Raw genomic sequence first — 21,291 nt, forward strand, 5'->3', positions numbered from 1 at the left:
GCACGGTGACTTCGGTGACTTCCGTGAGTTCGGTGAGCTCGCTAAGTTCGGCGGAAGGGATTTTCTCCCTCTTTTCAACGGGTTTCTTGTGCTGCGGTTTCCATGAAGAGGATTTCCTCCCTCTCTTTCCGAAGAAATCAGCCAAATCCAGGCTTTTCCTCCGAAAGAGGAGGAGCTTTTCCCCCTCAAGCCGCCTAAAACGGTAAAAAAGGCCCTAAAAGAGGGAGGATTTCCCTCTCCCATTAACGCCGGCTCCAGGACAGCCGCAAAAAAAAGCCGTTCGCTCTGTAGTTAACCACGTTAACGACAGGCCGAACGGCTTTCTTTTTAATTAGGCTTCAAGCACTTTACAGCCGGACCAGCAGACGCCCTCGTGACCGACCCTGCAGGATCAAGGGAACATAGTCGGCGATCTGCTCCAAGCCGATCTCGGTGTACATGCCGGACAGCGCCGCCGGCTTGTAGTCCGAGGCGAGCCGCTCCCAGATGCGCAGCCGGGTGTCCATCGGCGTGAACACGGAGTCGATGCCGATCAGCCGGATGCCCCGCAGGATGAACGGGAACACGCTAGTGGTCAGCTCGACGCCGCCCGTCAGCCCGCTCATCGCGACCGCGCCGGCATACTTGACGCTGCTCAGCAGCGAAGACAGCGTCTTGCCGCCGACGCAGTCGATGGCCCCCGCCCACACTTGCTTGTCCAGCGACCGCGGCTGCTCGGGAATCAGCGCCTCGCGCGTGATAACGCGGGACGCACCCAGCGTGAGCAGATCGGGCACGAGCTCGGGCTTGCCCGTACTGGCGACCACTTCATAGCCGAGCTTGGCCAGAATCGCCACGGAGACGCTCCCGACGCCGCCGGAAGCCCCTGTCACCAGGACCGGTCCCCGGTCCGGCGCCACGCCGCTCTCCTGCAGCGCATGCACGGACAGAGCGGCCGTGAAGCCGGCGGTGCCCAGAATCATCGCTTCCTGGAGCGTCATGCCAGGCGGCCGCTTCACGATCCAGGAGCCGGACACTTGCGCGTATTGGCTGAAGCCCCCGAACTGCGCTACCCCAAGTTCATAGCCGGTTACGAGCACTTCGTCCCCTTCCCGGTACCGCTCGTCCCGGCTGCGAACGACGACCCCGGCGAGATCGATGCCCGGGACGAACGGGTAGGTCTTCACGATGTTCCCGGTCGGGGCGCAGGCGAGCGCATCCTTGTAATTCACGCTGGAGTAAAGGACGCGAATGAGCACGTCGTGATCCGGCAACTCGGCGAGCCTCATCGTGCGTACCCCTGCCCGGAAGTCCCCCTCGACTTTGTCGACAACTAACGCTTGAAACGGTTGATCCCCATCTGCCTGGATCGGCATGCCGCCCTTTTGTTCCGTGTTCATTTTCGACGCCTCCTCGCTCATTGTCGTTATTTTCTCCCGTAATCCGCCTTAATTTCCCCCCAGCTCTTCGTGTCCCACTTCAGCACCTTATTCTCGTACCGGTTCGTCTGCAGCCAGCGCTCCGCGCGCTCCACGAGCTCCCATACTTCCCGGGTCGAAGCATCCCGCACAAGCGTGGAGGAGACGGCTTTCGCCTTCACCCACTTCAGGGCGTTAACCGAATCGCTGTACACCGTCTTCGTGCTGTTCTGCTGCTTCAAGTACGCCAGTGCATGCACGATCGCGAGGAATTCGCCGAGATTGTTCGTTCCTTTGCTGATCGGCCCCTTAGCGAAAATCACCTCTCCCGTTCGGGTATCCACCCCCTTGTACTCGATCGGCCCCGGGTTCCCCATCGTCCCGACATCGACCGAGATGCTATCATAGTCAATTTCGGTTTTGGAGACGGCTGCCGCACTTGCTTTGGTTTTGCCTCCGCCTGCGCCGGAGCCGGCCCCCCAGATGCCTTTCCACCCTTTGCGAAAAGCGGCCTCCGCTTCTTCGCGCGACTCGAACGATTTGTATTTGGCATCCTTGTAATTGTCCACTTGGCGCTGACAGTCCGGCCAGCTGGTGTACACGCCGGGAACTTTGCCTTCCCAGACAACGTAATATTTGGACTTCGCCATCCGCAACCATCCCTTCTCTTGTATTCTTGGGAAAAAAAAGAGCACCGCCACCGGTACTCCACCCTATTAAGGGTCCTTGCGCTCTCGTTCGACTTCGATTTCCTTCGGTTCCTTGCTGCTGCTCTTCAGCTCTCGCACCATCGTCCCGAACGACTGCACCAGCTTGGGCAGCTTGGAGGGGCCGAACAAGAGCAGCACGATCAGAATAATCAAGATCACGCCGGTAACGCCGATATTCATAATATGCCTCCTTCGTCAGGGATCATGGTCTAGCTTCTATAGCAACGCCGGAGGCTGAGAGATGGGCCTCCATGCGGGTACAAAACGTGTCTTCGCTCTCGAGATCGGCCCAGTATAGCTTGACCTCCCGATTGATCTCCCCAAGCTCGCTGGCCGTAAGCCCCAAGTCGGTGAAATAACGGAAGCCCGGAATCGTCTCTCGGAATAGGGAGAACCGGGAAGGCCGGTACATCGTCTCCTCCCCTTGCCACTCCGCGGCTTGCTTCAACGCAGGCAGGCTGTACGTCGTCTTGCGGATCAGCAGTTGGGTCTCGTAGGCGGTGAAATAATCGACCAGCCGGATCGCCGCTTCCTTCACCGGAGACACCCGATTGACCCCGAGCCCGATGTTCAAGAGCAGCGTCGATGGTGTGCCGAAGTGAGGGACCGGCGCGAGATCGAACGGCACGTGCTCCCTCAGCAGGTAATTCAAGTAAAAGTAGCTCGTCATGATAATCGACACTTTGCCCTTCGCTAGCAGCTGCTCGGATTGCCCGGTCGTGATCTCGGACAAGAGCGGCAGCCTCTGCTTGATGTCCCGGCATGTCCGCAGGGCGTCCATCATCCGGGTGCCGGCGAGGCGGATGCTGCCATCCGGCCGACGATCGACCCGGACACCGAGCTGCAGCGGCAACAGCGGCCACCGGTTCGGCGACAGCAGGTCGCAGTGGAAGCCGAGCCGCTCCCCGGGCATGGCGAGCTTCCCGGCCTGCTCAACCAGCACGTCCCATGTCCAGCTGCTGTCCGGCTCCGGAAGCTGCCGCTCCAGCAGGTGCTGCCGGTTGTAGCATAATACAAGCGGCGAGAAGATGAATGGCTGCACCCGCTGGGTGCCCTCTACGGTGAAGGCGTCGGATAGGAACGGATATACCTCCGGATTCCGCCTCAGCGGCTCCAGCAAGTCCAGCTGCGCCGTCTCGGCGAAATCCTGAAAGTCATTATAGTTCAGCATAACCGCATCCAGGATGCCGCCCGTCAAATATTGCTTGATATGCCCGAAGCTCGAGTGCGGCATGGGTACGGGCTGCACGAGAATGTCCGGGTGCTCCTTGTGAAACCGGGCGACAAGCTCGCCCAGCTGCCCTTCGCTCGTGATCGACGTATGAAAGCCCAGCTTGACCGTCGGTTTGCCTTCCAGCGGCCGGCCGAGCACCTTGCTCCCGACCCGGGGGATTTTCTCGATCAGCCCCTCCGCGAGCAGCAGCTCCAGCCCTTTGCGGACCGATTGGTTGCTTAGGTTATGCAGCTCCGCGAATGCTTTCTCGGAAGGCAAAAACTCCCCCGCCGCCCGCCGCCCGGATAAGATCTCCTCCCGGAGGGTGCTGACCAAGTCGTTTAATCGTGCCCGGGAGCTCTTGCGACCTGTTTGCTTTGTCACGTTCTATACCCCATTTACAATCCTTCGCTCCATCGCTGTCAGGACTAGTATACCATATTATTGCAGTGTCAGAGCTCTTCGATTATTAAATTGCCCATTCGCGTTTGTACCGAGCTGCCTTCATCCGGCATCGATACTCTATTCACGCCTTCCTCGACACACGAAGCAAGCAGGAGGTACTGACCGGCGCTGTCCCCGAACCCGGCATTCGCCGCCTCGTAACGGCCGCCGCGGAATACGGCGCCGACCGCCTTCAGCCGATGCGAGCCGCCTTCGATATGAAAGTGGGCCGTCTCCGCATTCGCGGCCGTACTCGTGCAGCTGCCGAAGCTCCAGACGATCCGGTTGGTCGGGTCCGTGCTTTTCAGGAAAGCGAGCTCTTCGTTCGTACCGCGGAAGGTGGCCCCATGCTCGATCCCGATCGATTGATCGGTGCGCCGCTCGGGATTCGTGCCGTCGCGATTCGACTTGTCCCATGCCCCGATCAACAGGAAGCCGCAATTGTCGAAGCCTCCGCCCTGCATCGTTATGTCGCGGGAAGCTACGCGCACGACCCCTGTGTTCGCCGACGCCCCGATAAACCATGTATGGACCAGCGTGAGCCTATTGATGCTGCCCAGCTCGACGCGCTCCACATTGTAAAATTTGCTGTTCAGGATAGTGAGATCGTCGTCGACCGGCGTGTAGCCCGGATCCGTCGTACCGGTATGGACGCCGCGGGCCAGCTCGGCTCCTTCCACCATGCCGAAGGCGCAGCCGTCAATCACGTTCGGGCGCTTCGAGCGGTTCGAGCCTTTGCTCAAGGTGAGCATCGCTTCCGCGGTGCACCCCCGCATCTGCAGGCCGTCGACGTTCGCCCAGATCGAGCCGGAATCGACGATTCCTTCGACCCGGACCGCATGCACCTCCTCCAGGGTCAGGTCGGTCAGCCACTTGTGGGCGACGACCCGGCAGGCGACGTGCCGCTTCACCGTGATCCGCTTCGCGCTGTTGCCCCATGTCGTGCCGCTGTTCGCGAACGACAGCAAGCCGGAATTGCCGACGAACACGAGGTCGTGCTCGAACTGGCCGTGCGTCACGAACGGGCCGTATTCGTCGCCGTCGGCATGGCAGTTCTCTACCATGCAATAGCCGGCGCAGGTGAAGTCGTTCAAGTGCCGGGAATTGCTCGTGTTGCAATCCCGGACATGGCCGTAGAGCACATTGAGCTGCTGTGTCAGGTAGCCGGTCCCGCCCCAATCGCGCTCCACGGGATTGATCAGCTCGCAGCGCTCCGTGATGTAGTGGGAGCAGTAGCGGCGTTGGATGACCGGCCAGAATACGCGGGTCGCGTAGATGCCGGAGACGTCGCACTCCACGGCGAACTCATAGGCGACCGGGTTCGAGCCGATCTGATCCCACGTCTCGAACGGCCGGGTAGTCGTGGAGATGCTAGGCGGCACCGGCACGCCTTCGAAACGCATGTTGCGCACGTGGCACCGCTGCACGGGATGCATCTGCGTGTACGTGATCTGCCGTCCGGGCGCAAGGGGCCAGCCGAGCTTGTACCCGACACGGATGTGCGTGGCGTCGATGATCTCCGTCACCCTCAGCAGGTAATCGAGCTCACGCTGCGCACGGCCTTCCGCATGGGGTTCGACCCGGGCGATCCACCAATCCTCTGCCTGGAACGCGGATGCGTCGGCTACCTCCAGCACGTCGGTTAATTCTTTCAGCTCGGCGGATAGGACGACCGATTGAGTCTGGCCCGCTGGCGTACCCCGGAAGCAAAGGACAGCGCCGAACGGATTGTCTCGCGTATTCAGCTCGATCCCTGCCGTAGTGACGGTATGATTGTGAAAATCGAGCTCGATGTTGCTGCGGTGGAACACATGGCGCTTCGTGAAATTCAGATCCGTATGCGCTTCGATCCTGTGGATCGCCGGATCCGACATCATCGCGTCGAGCGCCGCATCTGCCGGTACGGTCGGGCCGAACACACCGAAGGTGCGGAAATCGCCGACACCCCGGTGCAGCTGCTCCCATCGGCCGGGGCGGCCGTCCGCGTCGGTCGGCTCGTGTATGGTGCCGCCGTTTGGCGTCTTGGTGCTGTCCGGCTTCCACTGCACGAGCTGCGCGCCGCCGTCGTCTTCCTGAGCATACCCGCTGACATAGACTAGCGGGTGTGCGGCGCGTTCGCTAGTGTTCAGCGCGAGGAGCGCTTGAATATTCGAGACCTGAAACATATGGCGTGTTCCCTTCATTCGCAAATTAGTTTGATTGTGGTTTGTTATTCGGATGAGAATATGGGTTGAAATTGCTTGATGTGATTTGTTTGTGGTTTGTTTTTATCATTATACGTTTGGTCTGTAAACGCAGTCAATCCCTGCCACGGCGCTGTTGCACCGCAATTCGTGCGAATGTGGTATACTCAGACTATTCGAGTTTCCACACAAACGAGGTGACGGAAGGAACAGGTCGGCCGGTTCCTTGACCCCTATGATGACCCCCCATACCGAAGTTCAAGAGCCGATAGCGGCTACTAAAATATGTGTGCAATGCCAGACGGCCAAGCCGGTGACGGAGTTCCTCCGGCGCAGCCGCTCGAAGTCCGGCGTCCCGCGGCGCCGCGGGACGTGCCGGGCTTGCCGGCACCTGAACGGCGGCCGCGAAGTGCTGCCGGACGGGCCGGTGGAGTCGCAGGCGATCGTGCCGGCCGATGTGCGGGCGAGCGCTTCGGGCGGCGGGCCGGCGGATGTACAGGTGGGCAGGCCGGCTGACACGCAAGCGGGCGGGCCTACCATGCCATCAGCTGAGGTTGTGGCGCATGAGCTCGCGCTTGTGCACCCGGAGCCGGGCGCAGCGCCGCTAACTCCGGCGGAGGGCAAGCCCAAGCGCCGTCGCCGCCGGCGCAAGAAAGCGAAGGCGCAGCACGCGGCTCGCGGAGACGCAGCTCTGGTCGCGGCTCCGGGCGAAGCGGGCGCCTCGGGGCAGGAGCCTGCCGCCGAGTCTGCGTCGGCTAAGGGGGCAGCGGCCCCCGCCAAGCCTCGCGCGCCGGGCCAGGCTCCGGCTGCCGCGCGGGCGCCCGCGCCTGCCAGAGCGCCTACTCACGCGAAGCCGCATGTGCCGGCCAAAGCGCCCTCGCCGGCACCGATCAAGCAGACCCCCGCGCATCCGAGAACCCATCCGCTGGATCCCTCCAGCCTGAGGCCGACGCGGAGCGGCATAATCCGCATGCGCGGCAAGACCGACAACGGCCGACGCTGGTACCAGGAGATCGACCCGGAGCTGGCGTACACGCTCGTCCGCGAACGCGCGGCCGTCGTCGTCAACCGGCAGACGATCCAGCGGCTGTATAGCAACAAGGAGTTCCGGCGTCTCATTCTGAACCGGGATAACTATACGTGCCACTTTTGCGGCCAATATGGGGACACGATCGATCATTTGCTCCCCCGCGCCAAAGGCGGCCACACGACGCCGGTCAACTGCGTCTGCGCCTGCAACTTCTGCAACCAGTCGAAGGCGGATCGGGATCTTGAGGAGTTTATGAGCGGGCTCGAGTGAGGGTGCGGGGCTGTAGAGTAGATTAATTACTTTACAGCACGCCCGTCGGCCTTCAACCGCACTGTAGAGTAAAAAAGTTCCTTTCAAGTAAGCATCAAAAACGCTTGTAGGTGCACAAAAAGCAAGGAGCTACCGAAACAGCCCTTGCTTTTTTCTTTTCTCAACGTTACAGCTTAGGAGCCCTTTCCTTACTACTTTAATAAAGCAGCGTTTTACCCGGACCTCTTGTGCTGCAGTCATACAAATAACGTTGCTGCATAACGCTATTCCTCGAAATCAGCCCCATTGTGGAAAAATAACGTTATGGCATCACCCTAATGCCCCTTTGACCGTCTCTTTTTTGGGCAAACGCGGATGAATAACGCTGTCGCAAACCGCTATTTTTCCAGAGGAGGTCGTATCAGGACGAATAGCCTTGCCCCATCACTCTATTTGATTCGCACGACCTGGTTCTCACGGATGGGGATGTCAGGTAGATCATAGACGGTTTATACCTAAGTAGTAACTTCTCAACAACCTATCGGACGCTTTTCAAGCTGTAAGCCTCTAAGGCTTCCACTAATTTCCATTGTAACTTGGCTAATACCCATTCCGGATCATGCCGCCCAATGACCATTTCCGCCATTACCCTGCGTGCCAGATCAAAAGCCCCAATATCTCGTTCCAACTTGATGACATGATCCAGCGAGCGAAGAGGCGGGGCAGCGGGGATATGTAGGTAGAAGGCTTGCCTATTCTTGTTCGCATACAGAGGCACTTCAAGGCCGAACTGCGATCTTATCTCCATCGCACGAAGCGAGGTGAGGGTCCCGTTCCGACAATTCACGGCTTGAAACTCATCGGAAAGCAAATAAGCGATCACGTCATGGGCAGCTGTCCGCTCCCGGCAGGAGGCGCTCATCGACAGCATTAGGTTGCCTGGAATATTCGGTCCCGCAGACGAGTCCGACGGCGTCGGATAGGAAACGACATCCCAGCGAAAATCCAGCGCCTCAGGTTCGAAGCAGCTCGCACAGATAACAGCCATCGCCGCTCGCCTCTCACGGACGAAGACGCCATTGAAGCGAAGCAGCTTCTTCGTCTCCATGGGCAGGTTCCCTGGTATGGAATAGACGTCCCGGAGAATACGAACTACAGACTGCCAAGCATCGCCGGCCACAGTAGGTACTCCGGTAATCGGATGCAGAAAGGTCACTCCCTGCTGCATGCGAAGCAAGGGCCAATCGCCCAAATCCAGGGTAACTATATCTGACGGTGGTTTCCGTTGGGCAAGCAGATGAGCCAACTCAATCATGTCCGCCCATGTCATGCCATCTCGCGGATAAGGGACACCCGCCTCGTCGAAGATGTCTTTGTTGTAGAACATCGGGAATTTCATCACGTCGCAGTATGGCAGCGCGAACAGTTCCCCTTCGGTTCCCAACCCCAAATCAAGAAGCCCCGACTCGAAACGCGACCGATCTAGTGTCGAGCTTGTCGTACTACTCATTTCCTCCAGATTGCGGCACAAATTGTTCTGGATTAAAGTACTTGTTGAAAAGGCCGGCCATAGCTGAATATCGGGGTATTCGCCCACTGAACTCCAGTTGGAAATATACTCGCCAAAATGAGGGTCCTCCCTTCGATACTCCAATCGAATGGACGGGAATTCGGTATATACGGGCTGGGCAATCTCGGTCTGGAATTGTTCTTCAGTAAGACTGGTATTGAATACGAGCTTGGTCATCACTAACAGCCCCTCCCACAAAGCAATAACAGAACATTTGTTCCGCATTTTCATTGTAGCAGATCCAGACCCAAGTCCGTACCACTTTAGATCGAAAATATATGGCCCGCGAAGCCGCACATATGCAAAGCGCTAGGCCCCCAGGCCTAGCGCTTCGTTGTTTTTGCGTCTTCATTCATCCATGACAGGAAAAGGAAATAATGTCTCTCAGGTCAACCGTGTAGTGATTCCATCTTCCGCCAAAAAATCGAAATCCAAAAATCGATGTCGGGCCGACAAATGTGAGATAAAACCAGAAGTTGTCTCCATTCCTAAGCCAGAGGTAAGTAAAGCGAAACATACAGCCTGAAATGGCCCGGATGTCAACGGCATACGGCGACATTTGAGGTACATAGTTAGGCGGGGGAGATGTGGGAGCGGCTTGGGGCATATATCCCATTTCCTAGGTTCACTCCTTATGCATTGGGCTACTTCCTCAATGTATTCACATCCCCCCGGTTATGCGACACGCTCTACTCCCTACCCAACAAATACGCTCGCAGCTCGTCGCGCAAGACGAGCGGGCCCTCGGGCGCGCGCACCGGCCCGAAGCGCGGCACGAGCTCGCCCGCCGCGAGCGGCGCCGGCGTCTCCGCCCAGCCGGCCAAGTGGGCGAGCACGCCCACGAGCCGCTCGGGCGGCACGCCCGCCTCGCGCAGCCCCGCGAGCGTCAGCACGCGGTCGCGCTTCGCGAGGCGCTGGCCGTCGGCGTCGACGACGAGCGGCACATGCGCGAAGCGCGGGGCCTCGAGGCCGAGCGCTTCGTAGAGCGCCAGCTGCCGCGGCGTCGAATCCAGCAGATCGGCGCCGCGCAGCACGTCGGTGATGCGCATCGCCGCGTCGTCGACCGTGACGGCGAGCTGGTAGCTGAAGAGGCCGTCCGCCCGCTTGACGACGAAGTCGCTGTACGCGTCGCCGTCCCACCGCTGCGGCCCCGCCAGCACATCGTCGAAGGCCAGCGGATGCTCCGGCATCCGGAACCGCAGCGCCGGCGCTTTCTTCGCGGCCTTCTCCCGCCGCTCTTCCTCGGTCAGCGACCGGCAAAAGCCGGGGTACGCCGCGCCTTCGGAAGCGAGCCCGTGCGGCGCGCTGGCGACGGAAGCGAGCTCGCTCCGGCTGCAGTAGCACGGGTATAGCCACCCGTCCCGCTTCAGCTGCTCCAGCGCCTCCTCGTACAACAGCTCGCGGCGGCTCTGCTCATAAGGCGCGTACGGGCCGCCGACATCCGGACCCTCATCCCAGTCGAGGCCGAGCCACCGCAGGTCGTCCTGCAACTGCGCGGCATATTCGGGACGGGAGCGCGGTTTGTCGATGTCCTCGATCCGCAGCACGAACACGCCCCCCGCATGCCGCATCTGCAGCCAAGCCGCGAGGGCGGCGAAAGCGTTGCCGATATGAAGCAGCCCCGATGGAGTAGGGGCGAAGCGTCCTCGCGGAACCATGCCGATCCAACCTCCAGCCACATAAAAACGTCCTATATGCAAAAAAGAGCAGCAAAGCCGCTCTACTCGGTTTATCTATCCAGGTATGTAAGCCGAAGAAAAAAATGGCGGAGCCGACGGGATTCGAACCCGCGGTCTCCTGCGTGACAGGCAGGCATGTTAGGCCTCTACACCACGGCTCCACACTACTCGTGCTCTGCGTCGCAGGCACAAGTAGTATAATAACACGAATGAACCGAGTCTGACAAGCTCCAGAATAATTGGATTTTTACGGCAAAAGCGCCCCGTCCCCCAATCACCCTATGTACGCGTTCGCTCCCCAGCCTCACCCTTTATGCCCCCTACAGCTTCATCCCCTGCAGTTGCAGCAGCACCGAGCGCTTATCGCCCATGACCTCCCGATACAGCTCCACGTAATGAAACACGCGGCCCAAATCGTCCAAATACGGATAGCAATCGAAGTCGTCCACAAGCACAAGCGCCTTCGGGTTCAACGCCTGGCAAAACAGAGGGAACGCTAGCGCCCTCCCGTTGCCATGAGGGCCGTCTACGATCAGCACATCGATCGATTCCGGCGCATACCCGAGCTGGTCCGCCTCACCGTAGAACGCATTGCGGATCGAGAACCACTCGTGCTGCGCCTTTGGCACCGTAACCCCGAGCCGGCTCCAGCTAGCCGCCGCCCCGAGCGGATCGTGGAACAGCTGCGCCCATTCCTCCTCCGACACTTGCCGGAGCGACTGCTTCACCACGCGCATCCGCCGCTCGGAAGCCACCTTCGTCTGCAGATTGCGTGCCCATTCTTCATGATGCTCCAGTGTCGTCACTTCCATCTCGAGCAGCTCAAGCTGTTGGAGCGCCCACCAGAACAATGTGGATTGCCCCCCGCCCAGCTCCAAGAGCCGAATGGGACCGGCCTCCGCCTCCACCCTTCGGCATAGCTGCACTAAGGAAGTCCGGGTCAGCGACATGCTCGTGAACCCCCACCCTATCTGCTCGGACAACCGCAACCCCTTCTCAATATCCAACGGTCGTATGCTTGGCTCCTCCCATCTATACAAAGTTGAAGTATGGTGCTGCACCTTCACTTTATGTGGGAAACGGGCAAATATGAATGGATTTCGAACCTTCGAATGCAACCGGACAAGCCTTGTTCCGTATTAATATATTAGACTTGCTTAAAAGACAAGGAGATTCTTATGAAACCGAAGCAGCTATTGATCCTCGGCACGATGGCCGTAGCGATTACGGTTGGAGGCGGGATCTGGAACAAAGAAGCGAACGCGGAGACGTCGCTTTTCCCGACCGAGCCTTCTTGCGGAGCCAGCAGTACGAAGGAAACCGGACAAGACCCTTTGCTGCAAAAGCTCGGCCTGTCCTCCCCTGAGCAAATGTATGACGCCCTTTACAACGGTCAGTCCCTGGCCGATATAGCTGCCGCCAATGCCATGGAGGTGCAGCCGATCATCGATCTGCAGCTCGCCGAACTGTCGGCCCAGCTGGACGCCCGCCTCGCAGCCGGACACATCACGCCTAGCGTCTATGAAGCGCAGAAGGGCGAGCTGCCGGAGATCATCTCACGCAGCGTCTACGGCGGACAAGCGCAGCCTTAGCGGGAAGCGCGCGAATCGTCCTCCCGGCTGCGCAGCCACTCCCGCAGCTCGTCCGTCATCGCTTGGACGAGCTCCGGCCGCCCATGGAACTGCGCCGGCGTATTCTGGAACAGGGCGATCCGCCACGTTCCCTCCTCCTTCACGGCCACGAGCGAATGTAGCGTGTTCACCGCCGGGTTCAGGTCGTCCTTGCCCGGCGGCACCATGCCGGCTATCGCGCGCAGCAGCACGGCATCCGGCCCCAAAGCGCGCACGCTGCGGACGATCGCCACGAACGCCGCCGTGGGGTGATGGGCGAAGATCGGCTGCAAGTGATCCACAATCCCCGCGCTTCCCGTCACCTGACTCCCATCAAAGCCGATCATTTCGCCTTCCTCGGCGAACAGCTCCGCCATTCGGCCGGCATTCCGTTCGTTCCAGCCGGTCAAGAGCGCCTCGTACAGCTCCCGAATCTCCCGTTCCATTCCTATCGCCTCCTAAGCTTGGTTTACCGCACTCCGGCCGGAGCCGCGGGCTTCATCATTTTCGCTTGACGCCAATTGCCGTACACGTAATACCAGACGTTCATCGCGACCGCAATCAGGAAGCTGATCGGGAAGCTCCACCAGATCCAGTCGAAGCCATACTGATAGCCGAGCAAGTAGGACAGAGGAATTCTCACGATGAGCAGCGCGGTGAATGTAACCGCCAAGGGGAACATGACCGCCCCCGAAGACCGGACGACGCCCGCCACCACATTGAAGATCCCGAATAAAATAAAGGACCACAACGTCAAATTGTTGATATGAATGCCGATATCCACAGCGTGTCCCCCTTCCGGCAGGAACAGCTCGAGCGTCTGTCGATTGAACAAGTGCAGCACGAGGACGAGCACCCCCGTCAGCACGATATTGTAACCTACCCCGGTCAGCGTAATCCGGTTCACCCGGCTCCAATTGCCCGCACCGATGTTTTGCGCCGCCATGGAAGTGACCGCCCCTCCGATCGCCATCGCCGGCATTTGCACATAGCTGGAGATTTGGGTCGCCACCCCGAACGCAGCCGCGGATTCCGAACCGTAGGAGTTGACCAAGTGAATCAGGAACATGTTGCTTAAGGAAACCACGATCATGCCGAGCCCCATGGGGAGCCCTTTTTGGATCAGGGTCCGGATCAAAGTCCAGTTGAGTGTCAGCAGATGAAGATCGGTCCGGGTAATCCGGAGAAAATATTGCTTGCGGTACAAATAGACGAGCAGCAAGACCAGGCTGAAGCCCTGGGCGATGAACGTCGCGACGGCCGAACCGGCGATCCCGAGCTCCGGCAGCCCCCACATCCCTCGGATCAGCAGCGGATTGAGCGCAATGTCCAGCAGCGCGGACAGCAGGAGGAAGTAGAACGGCGTCTTCGCATCGCCCGAACCGCGCAGGACCGCCATGATCAGGTTGTAGCCAAAGGTGAACGGAATACTCGCGAAGATGATCCGTGTATACGTGATAGCCAGCTCGATCGAATCCGCAGGCGTGTTCATCCAGGACAGAATCTGCGGCGAGAGCAGCACGCCGACAACCCCGACGATCAGCGAGAGCAGGAAGAAGAACACCGCGCTCGTCCCTACGACCTTCTTCGCCTCGTCGACCCGCTTCGCGCCAAGATTCTGCCCGATCAGGATCACCGCGGCCATGGCGATGCCGAAGATCGCACTGATCAGCAGGAACATCAGAATATTCGCATTCGACGTAGCGGCAAGCGCCTGCTCCCCGAGAATGTTGCCGATCCACATGCTGTTGATGGAGCCGTTCAGCGATTGAAGCACATTGCCGAGGAGGATCGGCAACGAGAAGACGAACAGCGTCTTTCCGATCGGTCCTTCGGTTAAGCTGAGCTGGCCCGCCTGCGGCTTGGACGAGTGCATAATGGTTTCTTCCTCTCTGTGTAATCTATGAAAACCTATTATACCCCACAGACGGCGAACAAAGCCAAGCACCCGGCACAGGCCGGGTGCGTGTTCCATGGGATCGGGCCGCCGCGGCACGGCGTCGTAGGGTAAGGCGAGGCAAGAGCCTAAGGCGGCTCCTATCCCAGCGCCTGCCGAATTTGCTGCGTCTGTTCCGCCGTCAGGCGGATCTTCCCCGCGTCGGCATTGGCCTCGAGCTGCTCCACCGTCGAGGACGATGGGATGACCGGCCCCATGCCGGGCAGCGTGAGCATGTACGCGAGCGCCAGCTGGCTTAGGCTCATCCCCCACTCGCGTGACAGGCTCGCCAAGCCGTTCAGCTTGCGGATAACCTCCGGCGCGAGCATCTCGTCCACGGCGCCTTCATCGAACAGCCGGTCACCCGGCCCTACCGCTTCGCGGGTCAGATAACGGTCTGACAGCAGACCTCGTGCAAGCGGGCTCCAGGCGATGAAGGAGATTCTCTCCTCCGCGCAGTAATCGAGCACGCCCGGATGATTCGCCGCTTCGCCATGCAGCGGATCGAACTGATTTTGCACCGCGAGGATGCGCGTCCGGATGGAGGCGGACGACGATGCCGTCTTGTATGCCGCCATCTGCTCGACCGAGAAGTTCGACACTGCGAAATAGCGGATTAACCCTTGCCGCACCAAATCCTCCACCGCCGCCAAGCTCTCCTCGATTGGAGTGAGGGCATCGAATTGATGGAAGTACATGACATCGATATAATCCAGCTGCATGCGCTGCAGGCTGGCGTATGTGGAATCCAGAATGTTCCCGCGGGACAGCCCGCTATGGTTCGGGGTGATCCCGTCCATGCCGCCGAACAGCTTGGTCGCGATGACGAGATTGCGGCGCTGGTCGGGGTTACGCTTCATCCATTCGCCGATGATGCGTTCCGAATTGCCTGAAGCGTTGTTGTATCGGTTCGCCGTATCCCAGAATGTTACGCCGAGCTCCACCGCCCGGTCGAAGAGGGCCCAGGCCTGTTCGCGGTCCACCCTGGCACCGTCTCCCGTATCCGGATATCCGATTTTCCATGTGCCCAGGCCTACATTCGAGACGCGCAGCCCGGAAGCGCCCAGCGCCCGGTACGGCATCCCGTTGAAGGAATCGGTTACGCGAAAGGGGACATTGTACAGCTTCGGATTTGGGGTTAGAAAGTCCATAAGATCCCTCCTGATCGATACAAGTTACCTACAGCATAATAGTTTTACCGGGATTTGTACAACGGAAATGGAAACAACAAACATTTGCGCCGTTGTTTGCAGTCTGGTACTCTGGTTTAGGAACACATGTTCGATTTGAAATGACAAGGACGGTGAAGCTGTTGGCGCGCATACAGTATGAGCCCATCACGTGCAAGACGATTCTGAACGAGGTGAAGGCTCCCTCGATGCCTTTCGAGAAATCGATCAACCCTTATCGGGGCTGTCAGCACGGCTGCAGCTTCTGCTACGCCCGGTCCACGCATAGCTTCCTCGGCCTGGAGGCGGACGACAGCTTCCAGAACCATATTCTGCTCAAAGCCAATGCCGCCGAAGCACTGGAGCAGCAGGTGAAGCGTGCAGCCCGATCCGGCAAGCCGATCGGCCGGATCGCAATCGGGACGGCGACCGATCCTTACCAGCCTATAGAAGCGAAAATGCAGCTGACCCGCCAATGCCTGGAGGTGCTGGCCAAGCATCGCCTTCCTACGTCCATAACTACCCGGTCCCCCTTGATCCTCCGGGACTTGGACCTGCTCAAGGAAATCCCGATCACTTCCGTGAACATCAGCATCAGTACGCTGGATCGCGGGGTATGGAGGAATCTCGAACCCGCCACGCCGTTCCCGATGAAGCGTCTGGAGACCGTGCAGCGGCTGACGGAAGCGGGCGTTCCTGCAGGCATTTTCATGGCCCCGATCCTCCCCTTGCTGACCGACCGGCTGGAGGATCTGACGGAATTGATCCAACAGGCCGTCGCTCATAAAGCCCAATTCGTAATGGCCTCGTACCTGCGGCTCAGCACTTCCGCGGTCAAGGTGTGGTTTTTCGAGACGCTTCGCCGCCACTACCCCGAGCTCGTGCCGGCCTATGCCGACATGTACGCGGGTTCCGCGAAGGCGCCCCGCCATTATCGGGATCCGATTCAAGCGGAGATCCATTCGCTTCTGACCCGGCACGGCCTGCATGCCAAAGAACCCTTGCAGTCATCCAAGGTCGGGGTGCAGGAGACCGTGCTGCGGATCGAGAAGGAGTTCGAGCCGGTTCAATTGACCCTCCCGATCTGACCGCAATAGCAGATAGCCCCCGTTCATATACATGATGAACGGAGGCTATCCCTTGCCACTGCTATTCATTTATGAACTTCTTCCCTTTCACCCCAACATGCCTTCGACATGTCATCGAGAATAATCCGTATAGGAGACATGTACCGCATGTCATCTTGCCCGGGTTCGTGCCTCTGAGGTCCCCACATGCCCACAGATCGCGGAAGCAGCCGTCACTCGCTCTTTCCTTGTATGCAATCCGATTCCGGCATGCTTCGCTTACGCTATTCCATTGGACTATCCCCTCTCTGTTCCGGATAATCGTTATTACCCGGAACCGAGGAGAGTGAAACACACATTTACGAAAAATTTAAAAATATTTTCCGTTTATCCTTGTTTCTGCAGCCAGGCGGCCGCCGCTTCGACTTCGGTGACGGTCAACTGATGGCCCGCCCGTTCCCAATGCACCTCGACGGAGGCCCCCGCCTCGCTCAACAGACGCTGCAGCTCTTCGGTCTCCTGCGGCGGGCAGATCGGGTCGTTCGCTCCCGCTCCGATGAATACCGGCACGCCGGTCAAGTCCGGCAGGGCGATTCCTCGGCGCGGCACCATCGGGTGGTGGAGAATCGCGCCCTTCAGCGCGCCGGCATAATGGAACAGCAGGCTGCCGGCGATATTGGCTCCGTTGGAATACCCTACCGCGACGAGATTGCTGCGGTCGAAGCCATACTGCGCGGCCGCTTCCTCCAGGAAGTCGTACACTTCTTTCGTCCGGAAGATGAGGTCCTCGATGTCGAACACGCCTTCCGCGAGACGGCGGAAGAAGCGGGGCATCCCGTTCTCCAGCACGTTCCCCCGGAGCGACAGGATCGAGGAGTCCGGCGAGATTCGGCGGGCGACGCCGATCAGGTCGCGCTCCGTGCCTCCCGTTCCGTGGAAGAGCACGAGAGTGGGAGCTTCGGCATTAGCACCTTTCTCATAGATATGTCTCATGCTTCATCCTCCTTCAGCGTCCGAACCTGGATCGGAATGAGATTCGCTTCGATCTCCGCCCGTCTCGGCTCATACCAGTCCGGCAGCATGACCTTCTGGCCGAGCTCTTCCGGCGCTTCGTCCCGGGCGAATCCCGGCGGATCGGTGGCGATCTCGAACAAGATGCCGCCCGCTTCGCGGAAGTACACGGCATTGAAGTATTGGCGGTCGATCACCGGGGTCGGCTGATAGCCGTATTGGGCGACCGCGTGCCGCCACAGCTCGTGCTCCTCGTAATCCTTCGCGCGCCAAGCGATGTGGTGCACAGTACCGGCCCCGCCGCCTCCCCAGCTCATGCTCTGCAGCGGGACGTCGATGACGTTGCCCAGATCGCCCGTCGTCCGAAACCGGGCATACGTGCCGTCCTCGCCGACTTTCTCCAGGCCCAGGATGTTCTCCAAGGCATCGATCGTCTTGGCCGCATTCACGCTGAACAGCACCGCGCCGCCGAAGCCTTTGATCGCTTGATCTGCCGCGATACCTCCGAACGCCCACTGGCTGTTCGCCCCCTCTTCCCGCTCGACCAGCTCGAGGCGCAGTCCTTCATTGTCCGAGAACTGGAGGTACGTCTCCCCGAAACGGGAACTTTTCTCGACTGGAATGCCGAACTTCGCAAGTCTCGCTTCCCAGAACCCCAGAGCTCCGGCCGGCACCGCGAACGTCGTAATTCCGACCTGCCCGCCACCGATATGGCCCTTGCGCGAACCCGGCCACGGGAAGAAGGTCATGATCGTCCCCGGGCTCCCTGCCTGATCGCCGAAATACAGATGGTACACTTCCGGTGCGTCAAAGTTGATGGTTTTCTTCACCAGCCGAAGCCCCAATACGCCTGCGTAGAAATCCACGTTGCCCTGCGGATCGCGAGCGAACGCAGTTATATGATGGATACCGGATGTTTGCAATGTCATGTGAAATGCCTCCCTTAATTTTATCTTCGGTTTAGTTTGATGCTCGTTCCGCACCCTTACCCAGACGCTTTAGCAATTCAGTCGCCGTCAGCTTCTCTTCCAAAGTGAGCCCTTCCATGAAGGAATGGACCGCCTGCCGATGCTCGGGAAAAATCCGGTCAAACAGCTCCTGTCCGGCAGCTGTAATCTCCGCGTAGATCACCCTGCGGTCCGACGCGCTAGGCACGCGTCGCAGACAGCCCTTCTGCTCCAGCTTGTCGATGTTGTACGTGATGCTGCCGCTCGTAACGAGAATTTTCTCGCCGATCTGCTGCAGCGGGATGCTCCCCTTGTTGTACAGCACCTCGAGAATCATAAACTCGGACGGGGACAGCCCGTAATGCTTAATATCCTTAACGGCTCGATCCATAATAGTTTTGTACGCTTTGGACAATACTACGAACAACTTGAGCGAAACCGCCTCTTCATGGTTGTTCTCACTAGCCAAGGTGCATCACCCCCTTAAAGAATGTGAATATTAAATATCTTAAATTTAAGATAATACATAAAAAGAGATCTGTCAAGGGGCTTATATGCGACTTGTTACAAGCAAAAAACGAGGCCGATTCTTCCCTTCATCGGGGTGAATCGGCCTTGGCATTCTCGTTCCGAAGAGGCAAAGTGACGGTCATCTGCGTCCCTTCCCCTTCCTTACTGGAAACTTGAATCGTTCCTCGATGCATCTCCACGATTTTGTGAATGATCGACAATCCGAGCCCGCTGCCGCCCGCCGACCGGTTCCGGGACTTATCCGCCTTGAAGAAACGCTGAAAAATGAATGGCTGGTCTTCCTCCGCAATGCCGATGCCCGTATCGGTAATCCGGACCACGGCCGTGTCTTCGGCAAGCTCCAGTCCGACCGTAATCGAACCGCCCTCCGGCGTGAACTTGATCGCATTGTGCAGCAGATTGACCCACACTTGGCTCAGCAGTTCCGGGTCCGCTTCGACCGTCAGCGCCTCGACTTCCACGTTCATCTCCAGCCCCTTCTCCAGCCACTGCGGCTCGCACGCCACGATTAACGACTGAAGCTGTTTGTCGAGGCGATAGGGCTCCGGATGGAACGGATGCTGGTCGGAATCGAGCGAAGCGAGCCGCAGCATGTTCTCGCTCAGTTTGGACAGCCGGAGACTCTCCTGTTCGATAATGCCCGCGTAATGCTGCAGTTGCTCGCGGTCTACCTCTTCGTTCTTCAGAATGCGGGCGAATCCGCCGATCGAGGTGAGCGGCGACTGAATCTCGTGCGACACGTTGGAGATGAACTCCTGCCGCATGTTCTCCAGCCTCTCGAGGTCCTTCGCCATACTGTTAATGCTCATCGCCAATGTCGAGAAGTACTCTTCGCTCGCGCCGCGGGGCACCGTGATGTGGATGCGGAAGTCGCCGCGGGAGATCCGCTTCATCGCGTCCAGCATCATGTTCAGGAATGCGACCTGCCGTTTGCGGATGAACGGAGAGATGCAGGCCATAATGCCGCCGAAAATGACGAAGCCGAGGACGGAATTGGCCACCGACCGGACGATAGCATGCGGGTACCAATCCCACTTGCTGTATGCCCAATTCGTCACGTAATACGCCAGCGTCCAGCAGGCGCATAGAATAAGCAACACCGCGGCCATGAACAGCAGCATTCGGATCCCGCCGCGGATTCGCTCGCGTCGGTCCAGCTTGAGCTCGGGATCATAATGCCCTTCCGGCATGCCCCTTTTGGCGGCCGGATCCGGGCGAAGCGGCCCCCCCTCGTACGAATGCCACGGATATGGAGGGCGTCCGGGCGGGAAGGGGCCTATATGGCGTTCCAGATGCCTTTGCATGTGCCTCTCCAGATGCCGTTCCCGGTCGCGCATCACCCGTTCCAAGTGCTGGCGCACATGCAGTTCGCGTCTCAGCAGATGCCGCTCGCGCTCGGCCTGCATCCTTTCCCGCTGCTCGCGCTTTCGCTCTTCCTTGTCGTCCGGACGGTCTCCGTCTCTCCGGTTCATCCCTTCACCTCCAGCCGGTAGCCGAGCCCGCGGATCGTGCTGATTTTAACCCCTGTCTTCTCCTCGGGGAAGCGGTCCCGCAGCCGTTTGATATGCACATCGAGCGTGCGCTCATCGCCCTCATAGTCATAGCCCCACACCTGCTCGATCAACTGATCGCGGAGCAGGGTGACGCCCGGATAGCTGGACAGCAGGAACAGCAGCTCGAACTCCTTCAGCGGCAGCGTAATCGCCTCCCGCCCGATGCGGCAGTCGAACGTTTGCCGGTCGAGCATCAGCTCCCCGACCTGCACTTGTTGGGAGGCCGCGATCCGATAGCGCTTGAGCAGAGCCTTTACGCGCGCGAGCAGCTCCGGGGCGGCGAACGGCTTGACCAAGTAGTCGTCCGTGCCCAGGTCGAAGCCTTTCACCTTCTGCGCCGTCTCGCCGAGCGCCGTCAGCATGAGCAGGGGCAGGTCGTACAGCTCGCGCAGCTCCCTGCACAGCGTCCAGCCATCCATCCCCGGCATCATGATGTCCAAGATCACGAGGTCCGCCGGCTGGGTCTCCATGACCCTTAGCGCTTCCTCTCCGTTCTCCGCCTCCGCCACGTCGAAGCCTTCGCGCTTCAGTACGTGATGGATCAGCTCGCGGATATGCGCATCATCGTCGACGACTAAGATTTTGGCCATGGGTTTTCCTCCCTTTGGGCATCAGGACTTGTTCTTCCAGTTTATCGGTTTCGCTCCGCTCTCGTAAACATGATCGAGCAAACGTGCCGGAGCACCGGGCCAAGACACCGAGCGTCCGACAGCTCGCGCCAGCTTCCTTTGCTCTACCTCATAAGATAAGGCAGATATATGAACTGAATATGAACGGGGAGGGCAAGGTGAGGCTAAGTGCTGTGCTGTTAGGCAAAGTGAACAATTAAGAAGGGTAACCTAAACTATTAGCGAAAGGTTGGTTTACTAATCGGTAGAATCGACCGAAAACCAGGCGGAAGTTGTAAAGGTACCCTTCTTATTTGTAAGCTTTGCCTTATTACGCTATAAAAAGCCCTGTTCAGATTCCGGTGAGGCTTCCTGCTGGGACTT

At 59.1% G+C, this 21,291-nt stretch carries 19 protein-coding genes and 1 tRNA gene; 3 read left to right on the forward strand and 17 right to left on the reverse strand.

All coding sequences use genetic code 11. From position 1 onward, the window contains the following. Positions 1–347: 347 nt before the first annotated feature. The 5 genes from ACI5FR_RS09155 to ACI5FR_RS09175 form a co-directional block, all read right to left on the reverse strand. Positions 348–1,379: an acrylyl-CoA reductase family protein gene (locus ACI5FR_RS09155; RefSeq protein WP_405453371.1), complete on the reverse strand. Its 1,032-nt coding sequence runs from the start codon at positions 1,377–1,379 to the stop codon at positions 348–350. A gap of 26 nt (positions 1,380–1,405) precedes the next feature. Beyond that, positions 1,406–2,047: a ribonuclease H gene (rnhA, locus tag ACI5FR_RS09160; protein WP_405453374.1), complete on the reverse strand. Its 642-nt coding sequence runs from the start codon at positions 2,045–2,047 to the stop codon at positions 1,406–1,408. A gap of 66 nt (positions 2,048–2,113) precedes the next feature. Continuing rightward, a complete protein-coding gene (locus tag ACI5FR_RS09165) occupies positions 2,114–2,287 on the reverse strand; it encodes a twin-arginine translocase TatA/TatE family subunit (RefSeq protein WP_405453377.1) in 174 nt (57 codons plus the stop codon). Positions 2,288–2,309: 22 nt separating this feature from the next. Then, complete coding sequence (locus ACI5FR_RS09170) at positions 2,310–3,704, reverse strand: extracellular solute-binding protein (protein WP_405453380.1); 1,395 nt, start codon at positions 3,702–3,704, stop codon at positions 2,310–2,312. Positions 3,705–3,772: 68 nt separating this feature from the next. Further along, entirely contained in the window at positions 3,773–5,929 is a 2,157-nt protein-coding gene (locus tag ACI5FR_RS09175; protein WP_405453383.1) for a hypothetical protein, read from the reverse strand. 253 nt (positions 5,930–6,182) lie between these two features. Here ACI5FR_RS09175 and ACI5FR_RS09180 point away from each other — a divergent pair, with 253 nt between their 5' ends. Then, complete coding sequence (locus ACI5FR_RS09180; RefSeq protein ID WP_405453710.1) at positions 6,183–7,247, forward strand: HNH endonuclease; 1,065 nt, start codon at positions 6,183–6,185, stop codon at positions 7,245–7,247. 517 nt (positions 7,248–7,764) lie between these two features. Here the strand turns inward: ACI5FR_RS09180 and ACI5FR_RS09185 are convergent. The 4 genes from ACI5FR_RS09185 to ACI5FR_RS09200 form a co-directional block, all read right to left on the reverse strand. Continuing rightward, positions 7,765–8,973, reverse strand: coding sequence for an ABC transporter substrate-binding protein (locus ACI5FR_RS09185; protein ID WP_405453386.1), 1,209 nt, complete (start codon positions 8,971–8,973; stop codon positions 7,765–7,767). Positions 8,974–9,485: 512 nt separating this feature from the next. Next, a complete protein-coding gene (gene gluQRS / locus ACI5FR_RS09190) occupies positions 9,486–10,454 on the reverse strand; it encodes a tRNA glutamyl-Q(34) synthetase GluQRS (protein WP_405453388.1) in 969 nt (322 codons plus the stop codon). Between the two features lie 105 nt (positions 10,455–10,559). Then, positions 10,560–10,636 (reverse strand) — tRNA-Asp (locus tag ACI5FR_RS09195). A gap of 159 nt (positions 10,637–10,795) precedes the next feature. After that, positions 10,796–11,458 carry a class I SAM-dependent methyltransferase gene (locus tag ACI5FR_RS09200; protein WP_405453391.1) on the reverse strand — a complete coding sequence of 221 codons (663 nt, stop codon included), beginning with the start codon at positions 11,456–11,458 and terminating at the stop codon, positions 10,796–10,798. Between the two features lie 195 nt (positions 11,459–11,653). On the opposite strand from ACI5FR_RS09200, the gene ACI5FR_RS09205 reads away from it, so the two are divergent. After that, positions 11,654–12,067: a hypothetical protein gene (locus tag ACI5FR_RS09205; RefSeq protein ID WP_405453394.1), complete on the forward strand. Its 414-nt coding sequence runs from the start codon at positions 11,654–11,656 to the stop codon at positions 12,065–12,067. On the opposite strand, the gene ACI5FR_RS09210 is transcribed toward ACI5FR_RS09205, so the two are convergent. The 3 genes from ACI5FR_RS09210 to ACI5FR_RS09220 all read right to left on the reverse strand — a co-directional run bounded on the left by ACI5FR_RS09210 (position 12,064) and on the right by ACI5FR_RS09220 (position 15,172). Further along, positions 12,064–12,531 (reverse strand): SgcJ/EcaC family oxidoreductase, encoded by a 468-nt coding sequence (locus ACI5FR_RS09210; RefSeq protein ID WP_405453396.1) that lies wholly within the window; start codon positions 12,529–12,531, stop codon positions 12,064–12,066. The genes ACI5FR_RS09205 and ACI5FR_RS09210 overlap by 4 nt on opposite strands. Positions 12,532–12,554: 23 nt before the next feature. Continuing rightward, the gene (locus tag ACI5FR_RS09215; RefSeq protein ID WP_405453398.1) at positions 12,555–13,961 is read right to left on the reverse strand and encodes an MATE family efflux transporter; all 1,407 of its coding nucleotides are present in this window, start codon (positions 13,959–13,961) and stop codon (positions 12,555–12,557) included. A 161-nt stretch (positions 13,962–14,122) separates the two neighbouring features. Next, entirely contained in the window at positions 14,123–15,172 is a 1,050-nt protein-coding gene (locus tag ACI5FR_RS09220; protein ID WP_405453400.1) for an aldo/keto reductase, read from the reverse strand. A gap of 152 nt (positions 15,173–15,324) precedes the next feature. On the opposite strand from ACI5FR_RS09220, the gene ACI5FR_RS09225 reads away from it, so the two are divergent. After that, positions 15,325–16,278 (forward strand): SPL family radical SAM protein, encoded by a 954-nt coding sequence (locus tag ACI5FR_RS09225; RefSeq protein ID WP_405453713.1) that lies wholly within the window; start codon positions 15,325–15,327, stop codon positions 16,276–16,278. Positions 16,279–16,644: 366 nt separating this feature from the next. Here the strand turns inward: ACI5FR_RS09225 and ACI5FR_RS09230 are convergent, their stop codons facing one another. The 5 genes from ACI5FR_RS09230 to ACI5FR_RS09250 all read right to left on the reverse strand — a co-directional run bounded on the left by ACI5FR_RS09230 (position 16,645) and on the right by ACI5FR_RS09250 (position 20,889). Continuing rightward, on the reverse strand, positions 16,645–17,250 hold the full coding sequence (locus ACI5FR_RS09230) for an alpha/beta hydrolase (protein WP_405453402.1): 606 nt from the start codon (positions 17,248–17,250) through the stop codon (positions 16,645–16,647). Continuing rightward, positions 17,247–18,197: a ring-cleaving dioxygenase gene (locus tag ACI5FR_RS09235; protein ID WP_405453405.1), complete on the reverse strand. Its 951-nt coding sequence runs from the start codon at positions 18,195–18,197 to the stop codon at positions 17,247–17,249. The genes ACI5FR_RS09230 and ACI5FR_RS09235 overlap by 4 nt, the downstream gene beginning before the upstream one ends. Positions 18,198–18,228: 31 nt before the next feature. Further along, a complete protein-coding gene (locus tag ACI5FR_RS09240; protein WP_405453407.1) occupies positions 18,229–18,684 on the reverse strand; it encodes a MarR family winged helix-turn-helix transcriptional regulator in 456 nt (151 codons plus the stop codon). A gap of 127 nt (positions 18,685–18,811) precedes the next feature. Beyond that, entirely contained in the window at positions 18,812–20,218 is a 1,407-nt protein-coding gene (locus tag ACI5FR_RS09245; protein WP_405453410.1) for a sensor histidine kinase, read from the reverse strand. Beyond that, positions 20,215–20,889, reverse strand: a complete 675-nt coding sequence (locus ACI5FR_RS09250; protein WP_405453412.1) for a response regulator transcription factor — start codon at positions 20,887–20,889, stop codon at positions 20,215–20,217. Before ACI5FR_RS09250 ends, ACI5FR_RS09245 begins: the two co-directional genes overlap by 4 nt. Between the last annotated feature and the right edge of the window lie 402 nt (positions 20,890–21,291).

Origin of the sequence: Paenibacillus sp. HJGM_3 (genome assembly GCF_045062745.1) — a bacterium.
In the GTDB taxonomy this organism is placed as follows: Bacteria; Bacillota; Bacilli; order Paenibacillales; family NBRC-103111; genus Paenibacillus_AA.

What these genes read in the sequence shown, in the direction of transcription:
- ACI5FR_RS09220 (WP_405453400.1), bottom strand. Translation starts at nt 15,172, where the DNA reads ATGGACTTTCTAACCCCAAATCCGAAGCTGTACAATGTCCCCTTTCGC.
- ACI5FR_RS09155 (WP_405453371.1), bottom strand. Translation starts at nt 1,379, where the DNA reads ATGAACACGGAACAAAAGGGCGGCATGCCGATCCAGGCAGATGGGGAT.
- ACI5FR_RS09215 (WP_405453398.1), bottom strand. Translation starts at nt 13,961, where the DNA reads ATGCACTCGTCCAAGCCGCAGGCGGGCCAGCTCAGCTTAACCGAAGGA.
- ACI5FR_RS09205 (WP_405453394.1), top strand. Translation starts at nt 11,654, where the DNA reads ATGAAACCGAAGCAGCTATTGATCCTCGGCACGATGGCCGTAGCGATT.
- ACI5FR_RS09245 (WP_405453410.1), bottom strand. Translation starts at nt 20,218, where the DNA reads ATGAACCGGAGAGACGGAGACCGTCCGGACGACAAGGAAGAGCGAAAG.
- rnhA (WP_405453374.1), bottom strand. Translation starts at nt 2,047, where the DNA reads ATGGCGAAGTCCAAATATTACGTTGTCTGGGAAGGCAAAGTTCCCGGC.
- ACI5FR_RS09230 (WP_405453402.1), bottom strand. Translation starts at nt 17,250, where the DNA reads ATGAGACATATCTATGAGAAAGGTGCTAATGCCGAAGCTCCCACTCTC.
- ACI5FR_RS09165 (WP_405453377.1), bottom strand. Translation starts at nt 2,287, where the DNA reads ATGAATATCGGCGTTACCGGCGTGATCTTGATTATTCTGATCGTGCTG.
- ACI5FR_RS09185 (WP_405453386.1), bottom strand. Translation starts at nt 8,973, where the DNA reads ATGACCAAGCTCGTATTCAATACCAGTCTTACTGAAGAACAATTCCAG.
- ACI5FR_RS09235 (WP_405453405.1), bottom strand. Translation starts at nt 18,197, where the DNA reads ATGACATTGCAAACATCCGGTATCCATCATATAACTGCGTTCGCTCGC.
- ACI5FR_RS09250 (WP_405453412.1), bottom strand. Translation starts at nt 20,889, where the DNA reads ATGGCCAAAATCTTAGTCGTCGACGATGATGCGCATATCCGCGAGCTG.
- gluQRS (WP_405453388.1), bottom strand. Translation starts at nt 10,454, where the DNA reads ATGGTTCCGCGAGGACGCTTCGCCCCTACTCCATCGGGGCTGCTTCAT.
- ACI5FR_RS09175 (WP_405453383.1), bottom strand. Translation starts at nt 5,929, where the DNA reads ATGTTTCAGGTCTCGAATATTCAAGCGCTCCTCGCGCTGAACACTAGC.
- ACI5FR_RS09180 (WP_405453710.1), top strand. Translation starts at nt 6,183, where the DNA reads ATGATGACCCCCCATACCGAAGTTCAAGAGCCGATAGCGGCTACTAAA.
- ACI5FR_RS09210 (WP_405453396.1), bottom strand. Translation starts at nt 12,531, where the DNA reads ATGGAACGGGAGATTCGGGAGCTGTACGAGGCGCTCTTGACCGGCTGG.